The sequence below is a fragment of the Pantoea alfalfae genome, from assembly GCF_019880205.1.
Classification (GTDB): Bacteria; Pseudomonadota; Gammaproteobacteria; order Enterobacterales; family Enterobacteriaceae; genus Pantoea; species Pantoea alfalfae.
In genome coordinates this window covers 2140733-2157290 of record NZ_CP082292.1, presented here as the reverse complement: position 1 = coordinate 2157290, position 16558 = coordinate 2140733, and the positions used below count along the sequence as shown (strand labels likewise).

Annotated in this window: 13 protein-coding genes; 8 read left to right on the top strand and 5 right to left on the bottom strand. The window is 57.9% G+C overall.

Annotation, left to right across the window (positions count from 1 at the left end):
• Positions 1 to 176 precede the first annotated feature (176 nt).
• Positions 177 to 1574 carry a class II fumarate hydratase gene (gene fumC, locus K6R05_RS10025; RefSeq protein ID WP_222924070.1) on the top strand — a complete coding sequence of 466 codons (1398 nt, stop codon included), beginning with the start codon at positions 177 to 179 and terminating at the stop codon, positions 1572 to 1574.
• Between the two features lie 42 nt (positions 1575 to 1616).
• Here fumC and tus read toward each other — a convergent pair whose 3' ends face one another.
• Positions 1617 to 2546 (bottom strand): DNA replication terminus site-binding protein, encoded by a 930-nt coding sequence (gene tus / locus K6R05_RS10020; RefSeq protein WP_222924069.1) that lies wholly within the window; start codon positions 2544 to 2546, stop codon positions 1617 to 1619.
• 202 nt (positions 2547 to 2748) lie between these two features.
• Here tus and K6R05_RS10015 point away from each other — a divergent pair, with 202 nt between their 5' ends.
• From K6R05_RS10015 to K6R05_RS10000, 4 genes are all read left to right on the top strand, one after another.
• Positions 2749 to 3933 carry an MFS transporter gene (locus tag K6R05_RS10015; RefSeq protein WP_222924068.1) on the top strand — a complete coding sequence of 395 codons (1185 nt, stop codon included), beginning with the start codon at positions 2749 to 2751 and terminating at the stop codon, positions 3931 to 3933.
• 207 nt (positions 3934 to 4140) lie between these two features.
• Positions 4141 to 4635 (top strand): RrF2 family transcriptional regulator, encoded by a 495-nt coding sequence (locus tag K6R05_RS10010; RefSeq protein WP_161732429.1) that lies wholly within the window; start codon positions 4141 to 4143, stop codon positions 4633 to 4635.
• Positions 4636 to 4786: 151 nt separating this feature from the next.
• Positions 4787 to 5068 (top strand): type II toxin-antitoxin system HicA family toxin, encoded by a 282-nt coding sequence (locus K6R05_RS10005; protein ID WP_262390861.1) that lies wholly within the window; start codon positions 4787 to 4789, stop codon positions 5066 to 5068.
• Entirely contained in the window at positions 5061 to 5417 is a 357-nt protein-coding gene (locus K6R05_RS10000) for a type II toxin-antitoxin system HicB family antitoxin (RefSeq protein ID WP_161732427.1), read from the top strand. The genes K6R05_RS10005 and K6R05_RS10000 overlap by 8 nt, the downstream gene beginning before the upstream one ends.
• A 68-nt stretch (positions 5418 to 5485) precedes the next feature.
• On the opposite strand, the gene oqxB is transcribed toward K6R05_RS10000, so the two are convergent.
• Together oqxB and K6R05_RS09990 are read right to left on the bottom strand one after the other, a co-directional pair.
• Positions 5486 to 8638 (bottom strand): multidrug efflux RND transporter permease subunit OqxB, encoded by a 3153-nt coding sequence (gene oqxB, locus K6R05_RS09995; protein WP_222924066.1) that lies wholly within the window; start codon positions 8636 to 8638, stop codon positions 5486 to 5488.
• 12 nt (positions 8639 to 8650) lie between these two features.
• On the bottom strand, positions 8651 to 9805 hold the full coding sequence (locus K6R05_RS09990; protein ID WP_222924065.1) for an efflux RND transporter periplasmic adaptor subunit: 1155 nt from the start codon (positions 9803 to 9805) through the stop codon (positions 8651 to 8653).
• A gap of 301 nt (positions 9806 to 10106) precedes the next feature.
• On the opposite strand from K6R05_RS09990, the gene K6R05_RS09985 reads away from it, so the two are divergent.
• The 3 genes from K6R05_RS09985 (at position 10107) to K6R05_RS09975 (ending at position 11235) form a co-directional block, all read left to right on the top strand.
• Positions 10107 to 10448, top strand: a complete 342-nt coding sequence (locus K6R05_RS09985) for a helix-turn-helix domain-containing protein (RefSeq protein WP_013357796.1) — start codon at positions 10107 to 10109, stop codon at positions 10446 to 10448.
• A gap of 86 nt (positions 10449 to 10534) precedes the next feature.
• Complete coding sequence (locus K6R05_RS09980; RefSeq protein ID WP_161732421.1) at positions 10535 to 10969, top strand: ribonuclease domain-containing protein; 435 nt, start codon at positions 10535 to 10537, stop codon at positions 10967 to 10969.
• Between the two features lie 2 nt (positions 10970 to 10971).
• Positions 10972 to 11235 (top strand): barstar family protein, encoded by a 264-nt coding sequence (locus tag K6R05_RS09975; protein ID WP_161732419.1) that lies wholly within the window; start codon positions 10972 to 10974, stop codon positions 11233 to 11235.
• On the opposite strand, the gene K6R05_RS09970 is transcribed toward K6R05_RS09975, so the two are convergent.
• Entirely contained in the window at positions 11232 to 13598 is a 2367-nt protein-coding gene (locus tag K6R05_RS09970; protein ID WP_222924064.1) for a virulence factor SrfC family protein, read from the bottom strand. The two genes, K6R05_RS09975 and K6R05_RS09970, sit on opposite strands and share 4 nt — an antisense overlap.
• Positions 13595 to 16558 (bottom strand): virulence factor SrfB, encoded by a 2964-nt coding sequence (locus tag K6R05_RS09965; protein WP_222924063.1) that lies wholly within the window; start codon positions 16556 to 16558, stop codon positions 13595 to 13597. The genes K6R05_RS09970 and K6R05_RS09965 overlap by 4 nt, the downstream gene beginning before the upstream one ends.

Genomic DNA, 16558 nt, shown 5'->3' with positions numbered 1-16558 from the left:
ATTATTGCGGCTATTAAAGCAGAAACTACCGGTAAAAATACATATCCAGCGCAAAAGGACGCTAAGCTCTGATAATGTTAAATTATTGTATATCAGTATCCTGACCGCCGGGTTATCGATTGCGATGACAGAACGGGCGATCATTCTTTTAAAAAACAGGTGAAGGAGACGTATTCATGGCAGCCAATCGCATTGAGAAAGATTCAATGGGCCCCATCGATGTACCGGCAGACAAACTGTGGGGCGCGCAGACGCAGCGCTCACTGGAACACTTCCGTATCTCAACCGAAAAAATGCCGACCGCGCTGGTGCATGCGCTGGCACTGACCAAGCGCGCCGCGGCCAGCGTAAACCGCGATCTGGGGCTACTGCCTGCTGACCGCGCGGATGCGATTGTCAGCGCGGCGGATGAAGTGCTGGCGGATAAGCATGCGGACGAGTTCCCGCTGGCGATCTGGCAGACCGGTTCCGGCACCCAGACCAATATGAACATGAATGAGGTGCTGGCAAACCGCGCGAGTGAAATCCTCGGCGGGGAGCGCGGGATGTCGCGCCTGGTCCATCCTAACGACGATGTGAACAAGAGCCAGAGCTCCAACGACGTCTTCCCGACGGCGATGCATGTTGCCGCCGTGATCGCCCTGCGCGAACAGTTAATACCTCAGATTCAGGTACTGAAAAAGACGCTGAGCCAGAAGTCTGACGCCTTTAAAGACATCGTTAAGATTGGTCGTACTCACCTGCAGGATGCGACGCCGCTGACGCTGGGCCAGGAGATTTCCGGATGGGTAGCGATGCTGGAGCACAACCTGAAGCATATCGAACAGAGCATTCCGCACGTGGCGGAGCTGGCGCTGGGCGGAACCGCCGTAGGCACCGGTCTGAACACCCATCCGGAGTATGCAGTGCGCGTGGCGAAGGCGCTGGCCGATCTGACGCAGCAGACATTTGTCACCGCACCCAACAAGTTTGAGGCACTGGCAACCTGTGATGCGCTGGTGCATGCGCATGGCGCGCTAAAAGGGCTTGCCGCCTCGCTGATGAAAATTGCCAATGACGTACGCTGGCTCTCTTCCGGCCCGCGCTGCGGCATTGGCGAAATCGCCATTCCGGAAAACGAACCTGGCAGCTCAATCATGCCGGGCAAAGTTAACCCAACGCAGTGTGAAGCGATGACCATGCTTTGCTGTCAGGTGATGGGAAACGACGTGGCGATCAACATGGGCGGCGCGTCGGGTAACTTTGAGCTTAACGTCTTCCGTCCGATGGTGATCCATAACTTCCTGCAATCGATTCGCCTGCTGGCGGATGGCATGGACAGCTTTAACCATCACTGTGCCGTCGGCATTGAGCCGGTGCGTGAGCGCATCGATCAACTGCTCAACGAATCACTGATGCTGGTGACCGCGCTGAACACCCACATCGGCTATGACAAAGCGGCTGAAATTGCCAAGAAGGCGCACAAAGAGGGGCTGACGCTGAAGGGTTCGGCGCTGAAGCTGGGGTATCTGACCGAAGAAGAGTTTGATGCCTGGGTTCGTCCGGAAGAGATGGTCGGCAGCATGAAGTCGTAAGGTCAGCGATGAAGAAGAGGCCAGCGAATGCTGGCCTTTTTTTTATATCGGGCAATCGACCCACAGATGCAGTCGGGGTATCAGCAGATTAAGCGGTTCAGCGGCGGGCTTATGACGATGCGTAATGTTATCGGCGTCGTAATTAAGCAGCTCGCCCAGTACCGGAACCTGACTGCGATCGCGACAGATCACCAGGATCGGTGAAGGGCAGGCCAGCTGGGTCTGTTTTTGTTCATCCGCGCGCCAGACGCGTGCCACTGGCTGGACTTTCACCGGGCGCTTGATTTTCAGCCGTGCCGAGGCGGGCAGGGCACGCACGCTTGCCAGCTCCTCCTGCACTTTTTCCGCCCACTGTTCGCGTGACCAGGGTGCCTTCGCGCGTCCCGACTTCAGGCTTTTTTCCAGCTGGGCGATCACCTCTTCGCGCTTAAGATTCTTGATAATGTGCTTGTTGGCCCAGCCGAAACGCAGGCTGTCAGGGGCGCTGAGCAGGGTGATCGTGCGATAGGCATTCAGGGTAATCAGGCCGCGCAGGTGCTGGTGGACGAACTCAAAACGCGCTTCGCTCGGCAGGCCCGAGTCTACCGTGATCAGTTGCTCCAGCCGGGCTTTCAACTGGTTGATGAGGTCGACCAGCGAGCCGATCTCCGCTTCCCGCTGCGCATCGCATTCAATACAGAGCGCGCCGGGTAAGCGAACGGCAGCCTTGGTGCTGAGCTGTTCGGACTGATGCTGCATAAACAGGCGGCAATAATGATCAAGTGCCATCTTCAACGCGCTCTCACCGAGATGCTGTTCAACGGCAATCTGAGTTATCGCTTCATGTTCACGGCCTTTCACCACCGGCGGCAGGCTGAAGATGCGGGCGATCAGCAAAGGCTGCGCCTCAATCTGCTGACGCAACTCGCCCAGCGCCAGTTCCAGGTCGTTTATACACTGATGCATATCAGCCACTAAGTCGTAGCGCGTCATGTCGTGCCTCCATAGTTACAACGTTCACAATGTGGCAGAAGCCTGGCGAGGATGCAAGCACCATATAGTTACAACATACTAAAAGTATTTTACTTAAAACCGTGCGGCCTGCGTAGCTATCCAGTCAAAAGGGCATCACGCATTTTGGCTTATCGCGGAACATGTTATAAAAACGGTTCGCCTGCTAACCAAGAGATTGCCTGTGAATCAGAACAACAAACCCGGTATCGCCGCCATTTTCACCCTGGGCCTGGTGCAGATCCTGTCATGGGGCGGGTCATTCTACCTGATGGCGGTGATGGCGAATCCGATTGCGGCTGAGACAGGCTGGTCACAGCAGTGGATCTACGGCGCGCTCTCGACGGGAATACTGGTGTCAGGCCTGCTGTCACCGCTGGCTGGCAGGATTATCGCCCGTACCGGCGGTCGTCTGTTACTGGCGTTAAGCGGTCTGGTAATGGCGGTGGGGCTGGTGATAGTGGCGGTCAGCGACTCGCTGCCGCTGTTTCTGTTTGCCTGGGTGATCATCGGCATCGGTATGGCGATGGGCCTTTATGATGCCCTGTTTGCCACACTCGGCACCTGCTATGGCGGTCAGGCACGTTCAGCGATCACCGGTATTACGCTGATTTCAGGCTTCTGTACCACGCTCGTCTGGCCCGGCACAGCGTTACTGATTCATGGATTTGGCTGGCGGGATGCGTCACTGATTATTGCGGCAATGATGGTGATCTGCGTGCTGCCTGCCTATCTGTTTGCCTTACCGGCGAGCCATGCTAAGCCGCCTGCAAAAAGGGCGGTTAAACAGTCTGCCATGCCGGAGATTGAACCTGCGCTGTTCTGGCTGCTGTGCGCCATTTTTACTCTCGCGTCTGTGATCATGACGGCGATTTCTGTGCAGCTTATCGCGCTGTTGCAGGCGAGTGGCCATACGCTGACGTCGGCGCTGGCGATCAGCGCCGTACTTGGCCCGTGCCAGGTGGGATCCCGACTCGTCGATATCGCCTTTAAACGCAGTCATCCGATCCGCACTACCTTTTTTTCTGTCGGGCTGGTGGCGCTGGGCCTGCTATTACTGGCACTTTTTCCGCAGATGGCGCTGCTGAGCATGGTGCTGTATGGCGCAGGAAATGGCTTACGCGCCATCGTGCGCGGAACTTTACCGCTGGCGATGGTCAAACCAGAGTCTTACGCGATTGTAGTGGGTAAAATGGCCCGCCCGGCATTAATGGGACAGGCACTGACACCGCTGATGGGTGGATATGTGTTTGAAAAGATGGGTGCATCGGCGACGCTGTGGTTGCTTTGCGCTTTAGCAATCTTTAACGTGGTGCTGGTTATGGCGCTAAAGCAGCGATTAACGGCGGCGTCTGTCACCACCGCATGATCGCACTGTTCTCCGTGTTCAGCAGAATAAGGACAAAGAACAGGGTAAGCACCTTGTGCTATCAGGCCTCAGCCTTTGGTGAATACGTGCCTTGTCACCGTGGGCTTGCTTCAAAAAAGCAACAGTGTTTGTTATATTTATTGCTCATTGATTGTTCACTTATGCGGCAATAAAACAATAAGATGCACCGCAACTCAGGATAAAGAAATGCTTGATTACCGCTTCCCGACAGCTTTGCAAATGGTTCTGAGCGTAGCGATGGCGGAGCAAATGGGTAAACGCTCTACCAGCGCGATTCTGGCCTACGGGCTTGAAGCGAATCCCAGTTTCATTCGAAAATTAATGGTCCCGCTGACCCGTGACGGCATTATCGTCTCTACGCTGGGCCGAACCGGTTCGATTCATCTGGGCCGTCCTGCGGCGGAAATCACCCTGCGGGATATCTATGTCTCAGTGATTGAAGACAAAAAAATCTGGGCTGCGCGCCCTGACGTCGCGCCGCGCTGTCTGGTCAGTGCCAACCTCTGCTGGTACTTTAAGTCGATAGCCGATGAAGCCGAGCAGGCGTCGCTGGATGTGCTGGCAAAACGCACCGTGGCAGACGCACTGAACGAACTGAAGAAACGCGATACCAGCAACTGCACCGCCGTGCCGGAACCTGAACCCGAAGAGAGTGAAGAACTCTGCAAAAAAGGCCGCTGATTAGCGGCTTTTTTTATGCCTGCTGAACGTCCATTTCTGAGCCACTTCTTTCCCAAACCTGCAACACAGGCCCTCTCTCCGTAAATTCCATCTTGACCTCTTACCGTATCGTAATAAAATGACTTCACTGGATGAAGTCGCGAAGGTCAGGATGAACACCGTTGTCAGGGACTTACGGAAAAAACAGCGTGAAACGTTGGAGCAGGTTTTTCAAATGCCGCCGCCGTCCGGACTGAAATGGCAGGCAGTTGAGTCATTAATCAGGGCTCTGGGTGGTGAGATTAAAGAAGGCAGTGGTTCACGGGTGCGTTTTCTTCTCAGAGGAAGAATAGCGCGTTTTCACCGGCCGCATCCTTCGCCAGACACCGACAGAGGGGCTGTTATTAATCTGCGTGAATGGCTGGAAAGTATTGGAGTCGATCCTTATGAATAATCGTTCAAATTCATCAATCACCGTCGCCGGGCAACCCGCCGTGATCACCTATGTTCCTGAACTCCACATGTTCCGTGGGCGTTTTACTGGCCTGTCAGGCTACTGTGATTTTGTCTCTGACAGCGTACAGGGGCTGTACAAAGAGGGCGAGATTTCGCTGCGCGAATACCTGGAAGATTGTGCAGCCTCCGGCATTAATCCCTATGCTGAGCAGGAAAAAATTAAGACCTTTACGCTGCGCTATCCTGAATCGATGGGAGAGCGCCTGTCTCAGGCTGCCGCGCAAAATGAAACCTCGCTGAATGCGTTTATCATTGAAACGCTGAATGAAAGATTGAAGCGGCGCTAATCAACATGTTGCCAGTCACAGACAAAAAAAGGGGCGATCATCCGATCGCCCCTTTTAATGTTGAGTGTTTACGCCGTCACGGTTTCGGCATCACCTGACCGGCGCGTCACCAGCTTGCGCAGGGCGACGTAGAACACCGGCGTCAGGAACAGACCGAAGAGTGTCACGCCGAGCATGCCAGAGAAGACGGTAATCCCGGTCACGCCGCGCACTTCTGCACCCGCACCTTCACCCAGAATCAGCGGGATCGTACCGGCGATAAAGGCGATTGAGGTCATCACAATCGGACGCAGACGCAGGCGACACGCTTCCAGCGCCGCTTCGATAATCCCTTTGCCCTGAATCTCCAGCTCACGCGCAAACTCCACGATAAGAATCGCGTTCTTACAGGCGAGGCCCATCAGCACCACCAGTCCGACCTGCACGAAGACGTTGTTGTCACCGCCGGTCAGCCAGACGCCAAACAGCGCAGAGAGCATCGTCATCGGCACAATCAGGATCACTGCCAGCGGCAGCGTCCAGCTCTCATACAGCGCCGCCAGCACCAGGAACGCCAGCAGGACGGCCATCGGGAAGACAATCAGCGCGGTATTACCCTGGGTTGACTGCTGATAACTCAGGTCGGTCCACTCGATGTTCATGCCGTTCGGCAACAGCTGGCCGGACATCGCTTCCAGCTGACTCATCGCCTGCGCCGAAGAGAGCACGCGTGGATCGGCATCGCCAATTAAATCCGCCGCAGGATAGCCGTTATAGCGGATCACCGGATCGGGGCCGTAGGTGGTGGTGATGTTAACCATGCTGCCAATCGGCACCATCTCACCGCGGTCGTTGCGGGTACGCAGGTTCGCAATATCTTCGACGCTGTCGCGGAACTCCCCATCCGCCTGCGCCATGACGCGCCAGGTGCGCCCAAAGCGGTTAAAGTCATTCACGTATGACGAGCCGAGATAGGTCTGCAGCGTGCTGAACAGTGCGGTCAGCGACACGCCCTGAGCTTTGGCTTTATCCCGGTCAACCTGCACATCAAGCTGTGGAACATTGGCCTGATAGGAGGAGATAGGGAAGTGCATCCCTGGCGTCTGCATGATGCTGCCCGACAGCGTATTAATTGCCGTTTGCAACGCGCCATAGCCCAGACCGGCACGGTCCTGCACATAGAGCGAATAGCCAGAGCCCTGACCCAGTCCCAGAATCGGCGGCGGCATAATCGAGAAGCCAAAGCCCTGCTGGATCTGCGCGATTTTTGCATTAATCTCCGCGTTGATCTCTGCCGCCGTATGTTTGCGCTCATTAAACGGCTTCAGACCAAAGAACACCGTGCCGCTGTTCGGGGTGTTGGTGAACTGCAGCGCATTCAGGCCGGGGAAGGCCACCGCATAGGCGACGCCTTCGGTCTGCATACCGATTTCGCTCATCTTACGAATCACTTCATCGGTGCGGGCCAGTGAGGAGCCTTCCGGCATCTTCACGCCGCCAATCAGATAGAGCTTATCCTGGGTTGGGATAAAGCCACCCGGCACGGTGTGGAACATAAAACCAGCACCGGCCAGTAACAGGATATAGACGCCAAATACCGCGCCACGGCGACGCAGCGTGCGGCCAACCAGCGATTCATAACCGTGCGCACTACGCTGGAAGAAGCGGTTAAACGGACGGAACAGCCAGCCGAACAGGGCATCAATGATTCGCGTCAGCCGATCTTTCGGCGCATCATGTCCTTTCAGCAGCATCGCCGCCAGCGCGGGCGAGAGCGTCAGCGAGTTAATCGCCGAGATCACCGTGGAGATCGCGATAGTGGTGGCGAACTGCTTATAAAACTGCCCGGTCACGCCAGAGAGAAACGCCATCGGCACAAACACCGCGCACAGCACCAGCGCGATGGCGATGATCGGCCCGGAGACCTCGCGCATTGCCTGATGGGCGGCGGCGCGCGGAGACAGTCCCATCTCAATGTTACGTTCGACGTTCTCCACCACCACAATGGCGTCATCCACCACGATACCGATCGCCAGTACCAGCCCGAACAGGCTCAGGGTGTTCAGCGAAAAGCCGAGCAGATAGAGCACGCTAAAGGTACCGACCACCGAAACCGGCACCGCCAGCAGCGGAATAATCGAGGCGCGCCAGGTCTGCAGGAACAGAATCACCACCAGTACCACCAGGATTACCGCTTCCAGCAGGGTCTGCACTACCGCTTTAATCGAGTCGCGGACAAACACCGTTGGATCGTAAGGTGCAGCCCATTTGACATCGTTGGGGAAGCGGGTTGCCAGCTCATCCATTTTGGCGCGAACCGCATTGGAGAGATCGATAGCGTTAGCGCCCGGAGCCTGGAAGATGCCGATACCGACCGCATCTTTGTTATTGAGCTGCGAGCGCAGGGCATAGCTGCCTGATCCCATCTCAATCCGCGCCACATCGCGCAGCCGCACCAGCGAACCATCTTCTGAGGTTTTCAGGATAATATCGCCAAACTGCTGCTCGCTCTCCAGTCGTCCCTGGGTGTTGATCGACAGCAGGAAGTCACTCTGCTTTTTCAGAGGCTCCGCGCCCAGCTGACCGGCAGAGACCTGCACGTTCTGCTCCTGCATCGCCGTCACTACGTCAGCGGCCGTCAGGCCACGCGCCGCAACTTTACTGGGATCAAGCCAGACGCGCATCGCATATTCGCCTGCGCCAAAAATCTGGATCTGACCGACACCCGGCAGGCGCGCCAGCTCATCTTTGACCTTGAGCGTGGCGTAGTTACGCAGGTAGAGCGAATCGTAGGTATTGTTCGGTGAAAACATGTGCACGACCAGCGTCAGCGTCGGCGACATCTTCTGGGTTGTCACGCCCAGCCGACGCACATCTTCCGGCAGACGGGCTTCCGCCTGTGCCACGCGGTTCTGCACCTGTACCTGTGCCTGATCGGGATCGGTGCCCGGACGGAAAGTAACGGTTGTCACCAGCACGCCGTCCGAACCGGCCACTGACTTCATGTACATCATGTTTTCGACGCCGTTGATCGCCTCTTCCAGCGGCGTTGCCACGGAATCCGCGATCACTTTCGGGTTAGCGCCAGGATACTCGGCGCGCACCTGCACGCTGGGTGGCACGACGTCGGGGTACTCACTGATTGGCAGCAGCGGAATGGCAATCATGCCGGTGACAAAAATCAGGATCGACAGCACCGCAGCAAAAATAGGCCGGTCGATAAAAAAGCGGGAAAAGTCCATAGCGGCCTCGAATTATTGAGCGGTTGCCGCACGCATGGCGACCTGCTGAGCTGTGACCGGCATGCCGGGCATAAAGACTTTTTGCAGACCGGCGATGATCACCTTGTCACCGGATTGCAGACCCGATTTAACGATACGCAGGCCATCTGCCATTGCGCCGGGCTGAATATCGCGCCGCTGCGCTTTACCTTCACCATCCACCACGTAGACATATTTGCGATCCTGGTCGGTCAATACCGCTTTATCATCGATTAGCACCGCCTCAAACTGTGCGCTGCCGGGCAGACGTACGCGGGCAAACAGGCCAGGCGTAAACTGCCGCTGTTGATTGTCGAGCAGGGCGCGCATACGAATGGTGCCGGTACTGGCGGTCAGCTGGTTATCCAGAAAATCAATTTTGCCCTGGTGCGGGAAACCCTGTTCGCCGACCAGCGCAATCTCAACCGGCAGCGCATGGCGCTGCTGGCCCTGACGCGCCATCGCCTGATAGTTCAGGAAGGTGTTCTCATCGACATCGAAATAGACATACATCTGCTGCTGCGACACCAGCGTAGTCAGCACACTGGCGCTGTCGCCGGCGGTCACCAGGTTACCGGCGGTGATCATCGCCCGGCTGGCGCGGCCATCAATCGGTGCGGTGACGCGGGTAAAGTCGAGGTTCAGCTGCGCCATATCGACCGCAGCTTCAGCGGCCAGCACATCGGCCTGCGCCTGACTGGCGGCTGAGCGACGCTGTTCCCATGTCTCGCGGGAAATCGCCTGGGTGCCGATCAGCTTCTCGCTGCGACCTGATTCGCTGCGGGCCAGACTGGCCTGACTGCGCGCCCGCGCCAGTTCCGCTTTGGCCTGCTCCAGCGCTGCGCGGTAGCTGCGGTCATCGATGGTAAACAGCACCTGACCTTTTCTGACCTCATCGCCTTCACGATAGTTAACGGCGTCGATATAACCCGAGACGCGCGGCCGCAGCTGTACGCTCTGCACCGCTTCAACCCGGCCATTGAAATTGTCCCACTGGCTGACCGGCTTGATCAGCACCGGCGCGGCACTCACTTCAGGCGGTGGTGGCGGGGCGTTTTGCGCCACACCTTTATCGCAGCCGCTCAGTTGCGTGATGAGCAGTACCATCCCTAAGAGGGTTAAACCCTGACGAACCCGGTTCGTAATCATTGTTGTTATTCCGCGATAGATATAAAAGACGACCTGCAGGCCAATATTTGCAACTTTTAATATTGCAATTAATCGCAGGGAGTGTAGGCTTGCGTCGCGGGCAACTGCAAGAATAACAGATACACTTTATGTGCGGTTTGGGGCAGAGCGATGAAAGCCTGACCAGTTGCGCTAAAACCCTATAAACAGTGCGGCATTTAATGTACTAATAAAACTTGCATTAAATGGCATAGTCAGCCACCCTTAAGTGTAACTGCAACTGATACTAATACTTTTCGCCATGGCGACAGGAGAGACTGGAATGATGAGTGATGCTTTTATTCACGATTTAATCGACTGGATTGATAACAACATCGAAGCACGTCTGGATCTGGATACCGTTTCAGAGCGCGCGGGCTACTCCAAATGGCACCTGCAGCGCATGTTTAAAGAGCACACCGGTTATCCACTGGGTGAATACATCCGGGTTAAGAAGCTGAAGAAATCAGCCGATCGTCTGACCAGCACCGATGAACCGATTCTCAATGTGGCGATCTCGTTAGGTTTCGACTCCCAGCAGTCCTTTAACCGCAGCTTCAAACGTCAGTATGGTGTCGCGCCGGGTGCATGGCGTCGTCACAGCGGGGAATCGCACGCCGCATAACCTCGCCAGGGCCAGCTTGTCTGGCCCGCGCTTTTCTCAGCGCACAAAACTGGTATTATCTGCGTCCTGTTGTCTCGGATGCCATCATGTCAAAAAAACTCTGGATTGGACTTTTCCTTGTCCTCGCGGCCTGTTTCTACGGCCTTAAACCTTATCTGAACACTGTTTCAGCCCCTTCTCAGGCAGATATCGCCACCCTGACTGACGCCCATACCGTGGCGCGCTGGGTGCTGCAGCACCAGCAATTACCGGACTACTACCTCACTAAAAGTGATGCGCGTAAGCGTGGCTGGAATCCGGCCACAGGTAATCTGTGCGAGGTACTGCCGGGCAGAGCTATCGGCGGCGATCGCTTTACCAACCGTGAAAAGCGGCTTCCCGCGCGTGCGGGCCGTCAGTGGTATGAAGCGGATGTGAATTATCGCTGCGGTCACCGCGACGCCGACCGCCTGGTATACTCCTCTGACGGGCTGGTGTTCCTCTCCACCGACCACTACCGCAGCTTCAGACAGGTGCCCTGATTATGCTTAACCTGACCTTCGACCTGCGTCAGCTCACCACGCGTGCGGCCTTTTATCAGCAGTTTGCTGAGCAGAGCGGCTGCCCGCAGCGCTTCGGCCATAATCTGGATGCGTTATGGGACTGGCTGACGGGCGGCATGGCGCTGCCTGCTACGGTCTGGCTGCAGCACTATGCTGCGCATGAAGCGGATTTAGCGCCGGTGCTGGCGCTGCTGGAAGAGGCGACGCAGTCGCTGGAGGGCGAACTGCGCCTGATTATCGATTAAGTGCGCAGGGGCTTAAGGAGAGCAATCAGCGCTTCACGGGCCGCCACCGGCAGGTCGCCGCCGCCGGTATAACCATTGTTTTCAATAATCACCTGATTCAGCCCCACCAGCCAGTCGTAAATATAGTAGGCGGTGTGGTTGGCCGGAGCAGCAGAGAGTTTGGTCAGGCGCTGACCGGCACTGAAGCTGACGCTGGGTGCCGGAGGACGGGAGAAAATTGCCTGACCCCGGTTAACCCGGCTGGCCGGACGTTCGGATTCAGGACGCTGTAAAAAGCCGAGCCAGGCCACAAAATCCCCCAGCACTGTCATCGCCCGCGTCACCTGACGATCGGCGCGTGATTCATAGCTGACGCTCTGCGTATCCGGCTCATGCAACGCCTGCTGCAGTTTCTGCGCGATATCGGTGCGGAAACCGGCCGTGATCAGCTCTTCAACCAGCCACTCCATCGTCGCCTTGTCGACGTTAAGTAATGCCAGCAGGCTGCGATTTTCCGGCAACTGGCGCAGATGATCCAGCCACAGTAGCAGCACCTGACGCGGATACTGCTGAGCGCTCTGCAGACTCTGACGCGGCTGAACCGGCGCTTCCGCCGGACTTTCGCTGAACAGATCAAATTCAAACCCGATGCCAAACTGATTTTCCGGTGCCTGAATTGTGGCCGGTTTGCTGCCTGGCTGGGCCGACTGATTGAGCCAGAGCTGGCGCAGTGCTTCACGCGGCGGCTGCAGGCGCTCGAGCAGCTCGCCATGCAGACCGGTGCGATGCTGCAAACACTTCAGCAGCGTGTCGGCGATATTCTGTTTGCGTGCCGCCTGCTCCGGGCTGGCCCCCGCTTCGGTCCAGGGCAGCAGACGTCGCTCCACCACGGTGTGCTGGATCTGCGCCAGCTGAGCCAGCAACATGTCGCGGCGCGCTTCCGGCTGCATTTCGTCCAGCAACCAGCTCGCCATGCGATCGACGCCTGCGCGATCCAGTGCCAGCATCGACCCCCAGTGCTGACCGGGCTGTCCCATCTGACGCTGAACGGCTTCATCGACATTGACCTGCTGATGACGGGCATCGAAAGGAGTAATCGCCCAGATCAGACGCGGTTTCTCTGCAGATTCCTGGGCAGGCTGGTGGCGCTGCCATTCACGCAGCGTTTCGCTGGCAAGGTCAGCATCCTGACGCTGGCTGGCGGCAGTGCAGACCAGCAACAGATCAATCGCCTGCCGCGCAGCATAGAAGCCAGGCAGCAGGGCGCGTTTCTGTTCCAGCAGCAGTGCTCGTAGCGGATCCTGCTGCTGCAGGCGCTGACGATCTTCCTGCGTTGCCGCATCACTGGACTGACCCGGCGCGGGCAGCTCCAGCATATCGGCATCATCATAAAGCGCGGTTCGCGGTGTGGAACTCAGCGGGACCAGTACCTCCAGCGTCAGTAGCGCCAGTAGCCCCAGCGGCACGTTCTGCGCCTTGCCGATGCGGTTACCGTTCATCGGGCAGACTTCTACTGACTGCTGTTGATCCTGCTCACTGGCGGGCACAATCAGCTGCTCGGCAGGTAGCAGTGACGCATCGGTCAGCAGGCTCAGCGGCGCGAGTACCCGGCTGCTGTTACGCAGCTGGTGACGCAGGTGCAGCAGGGTACGCAGCATCTCATTCAGGGCAGGCTGAGCAGGCCACAGCAGTGAAAAGAGCTGCACCCGGTCGTCAACGCTGAGCCAGGGCGCCAGCTCAACGGCCTGTGGCCAGAAATGGCGATCCAGCCGTGCATCGTGGTGCGGGCGACGGCGGCACCAGGACCAGAGTGTGACCAGCGCGTCGCCTTCCAGACCGGCCAGCGGCGTGGTGAGACGATGACGCTGCAGGCGCTGCAGGGTGCTGTCGATTTGCGCGGTGTCGGGCGTGGACGTTCTGGCACAGGCGACCATCAGCCGCACCAGTTCCGCTTCGCTCAGCAGCGTCAGTTCAACCGGCCATTCGCCTGACAGCGGTTCGCGCTGATGGCTGAAGCGAGTGGCGGTCGCAAAATCGAGGTTGCCGGGATTGATATGCTGAAACCAGCTCAGCTGTTTATCACCCATGCGGGTGACTAACTGGCCCTGGGCATCGGCCACCATTTCGTTCAGCAGCCAGGCTTTACCTGCCTGCGACTGGCCAAACAGCGCCAGCGTGACCGGACGCGCCACCTGCTGCGCCAGCGCCTGAGTCTGCACGCGCGCCTGGCGCAGTTGCAGCGTCAGGGTTTCGGCTTCCAGCGCCAGACGCGGCGACTGCTCACGTGTGGTCTCAATCCAGTTCAGGCTGTTATTCAGGGCGTCCTGCAACAGGCTAAGACGTTTTGCCAGTGTTTGTGGCTGACGGGGTTTTAACGCTTTCATCGTTTACACACGCTCCCGCTGTCAATCCAGTATTGCGCATTGGCATTGCCGGTCGCCGACAGGGTATTCAGCTTCAGACTTAACTGCTCCAGCGGCACGCGGGTGCCATCGTCCAGGCGCGCATCGCTCAGCACCAGACTTTCCGGGCCGGCGGCGTCGGGACCGGCTTTGACGGCCAGACGAATACGCAGCACGCTCTCACCGGCTACTTTACGCGCCAGCGTGGCGTCGTTCAGCGTCAGGCTGTAAAGCGGCGAGGCGGGCCAGCGTTCATTATCCAGCTGACGGAAACCGAGACAGACGTTGCCGCGAATACGGAAACTGCTTTTTTTATCCAGCGCATAGCCAGGATCGTCGAGGTCAATTTCGCTGTAGCAGAGGTTCTCGTCCGTCAGCGCCTGATTTTCATCGAGCATACCCAGGTAGCGAATGGTCGAATAGGGTTCAAAATCCCCGGCGCGGAACCAGAAGCTGCTGAGACGCAGATCCAGTGCCAGCAGGCAGAGCATCGCGCCGACTGCTGCAGTAGATTTCGGGTTGTCGATGCGGCCATGTTTGTTAAACGGATACCAGTCACTGGTGTGATAGCCTTCCAGCGACAGAATACGGCTGCCCGGCAGCGGTTGCAGATGACGGACCAGCGCCTGAATGCCCGGGAAGCGCGACGGACGACCGGTCAGCAGCAGCACGTCACACTGATAGAGCGACACCACTTCACACATGGAGCGCAGCGCCGGAATAATCGCCATGCGGTGCTGCATAAACTCACCATGCAGCAGCGACAGGCTCACCACCAGAGGCACCTGCAGCAGGTCAAAGCGGCTGTTACCGCCCAGTTCGCGCTGAATTTCGCCGTTAACAAACGCCAGCACCGCCTCGCCCGGTGGCTGCTCGACCAGCTCGCCAAACAGCGCATTGATCTCCGCATGGCTCTCCAGCGGATCCCAGTTTTCGTAACGCTCAAGCACCGCCTGCGCCAGTGGAATAAACAGCTGTAAGGTAACCTGCTGACGCAGTGTCGCCTGACCGTCCATGCGGCTGTCGTGACCAAACAGCTTGTTCATCAGCGGTTCCGCCAGGGTCAGGCCCGCTTTCTGCAGATGCTGCTGCAGCGCCGGTAAAATCCATAGCTGAATCACATCCAGCAGGATGTCGTCGCCCGCCACTTTAAAGCCTTCGCGGAACAGCAGACGCGGCGTGATTTTGACGTTGTTGCCCTGACCATCATCCAGACGATACTGGGTGATGGCGAGGTCGGTGGTGCCGCCGCCGATATCTATTGAGGCGATACGCAGGCTTTTGCCTGGCAGTTCGTCGGCCTCGCGCGGGCGATCAGGACGGGCCATGCTGCTGAAAAAGTCTTCGGCGCGACCGGCAAAGTTGACCTGGGTTTCGTTAAACAGCCAGACCATCTGACCACAGGTCGCTTCATCCCACTCCATCTGCACATCCGGCAGCGGTTTCGGGTTCTGACGCGGCAGAGAAGGTGACAGGTCATCGTCGTCCGCCAGCCAGCCCTCGGCTTTCCAGACCAGCGCCAGCGCTTCCTGCATCCGGCGGCGGAAAATTTCGCGCTCCGGCTTCGGCATCGCTGACGGCAGCGTCAGGATCACATGGCGCAGCTGACGCGGCGCGTGGCTCTGCGGCATACGCTGACGCTGTGCTGCACTGTTCATCTGCATCAGCGCCTGTGCCAGCAGCTCACACAGCATAAAGGTCATCAGCGAACTGCGGCTATAGTGCGGTGAAAAGACCGGCAGACGATCGTCGGGTGCCAGTGAGGAAAGCGGCTGGCCTTCGTCGTTGAGCAGGGTGGTAAAGGGTGCGGCATAAGCCAGGGGTTCAGCCTGATCGCCAGGGGTGTTAAAACGCCAGCCTGGCTGATAGCGGGCTTCATCCCACAGGTAACGACGTGGACTGGAGAGGCCGGTGCTGCCTTCCAGACCCACACGCTGTAGCGCCAGACGGCTTGCTTCGCGTCCCACGCGCGTCAGGGAAGGCCACATAAAGGCCTGCTCACGACCGCTCTCCAGCGAGAAGCTGGCTTTGCCGAAACGCGCCTCAGCAAACTCCAGACGGCTGTCAAACAGCTCGTTATACACCTGATGCGGCTGCGAGAGATCGCGCAGCTGCAGCTCATAGGTCTGCTTCAGGCCGTTGCTCTCTTCCGGGTGATCTTCCACCAGAATGCCGCAGGTATGAGAATTGCCGACATCCAGAATGATATCGACGTTGACCGCCGGGGTCTGTAGCGTGGCGGCCTGGATATGGATCTCGCTGAGGTCGAGCTGCTCGCCCATCAGTTCCAGCAGATTGAGGTAGTGCGCCTGATACTCAAACTCGCGCAGGGCCTGATTAATTGCCTGTTCGCGGCGATCGGAAACACGGTCGGTAAAGGATTCTCGCAGCCAGCCGTCAACCCAGGTCAGGTCAAGAAAATCGCCCAGCTCGTAGTTGTGCCAGGCCAGCGCAAAGGTCACGCCGTTCTGCGCATCGGCAGCGCTAAGGCCGAGCTGTTCGCCGCCATCCTGTTCCGCTACACAGCGGGTATCAAAGGCCAGAGTAACGCGATGGGTATTGCCTGCCGCATCGGGCGCGGGCAGGGCCACCAGACGCATCCGCGCCCAGTTTTCCGGGCCGCCGATAAAACGACGGCCGCTGGCGCAGCGCAGCATCGGCAGCGGCAGCCAGCAGGCTGACAGCAGTGTGAGTGAGTCTGCCAGGGCGATATCCGACTCCGGTCGCACCACTTCAGCAGCGCCCCCATCTTCCGGGTAGAGCATGAATTTACCGCTGTTGCCATCGACGTTCAGGCGCAGCAGCGGGCCGTTAGCGGTCTGGCGCACAAACTGACGGCGTGCCTGGGTAGCTGAGAGTTGCAGGCCAAAATCCAGAAACTGCACACCGCTGTTTTCAATCAGCGAAATTTTTTGTTTGTCATCGATCAGGGGAGCCAGCAT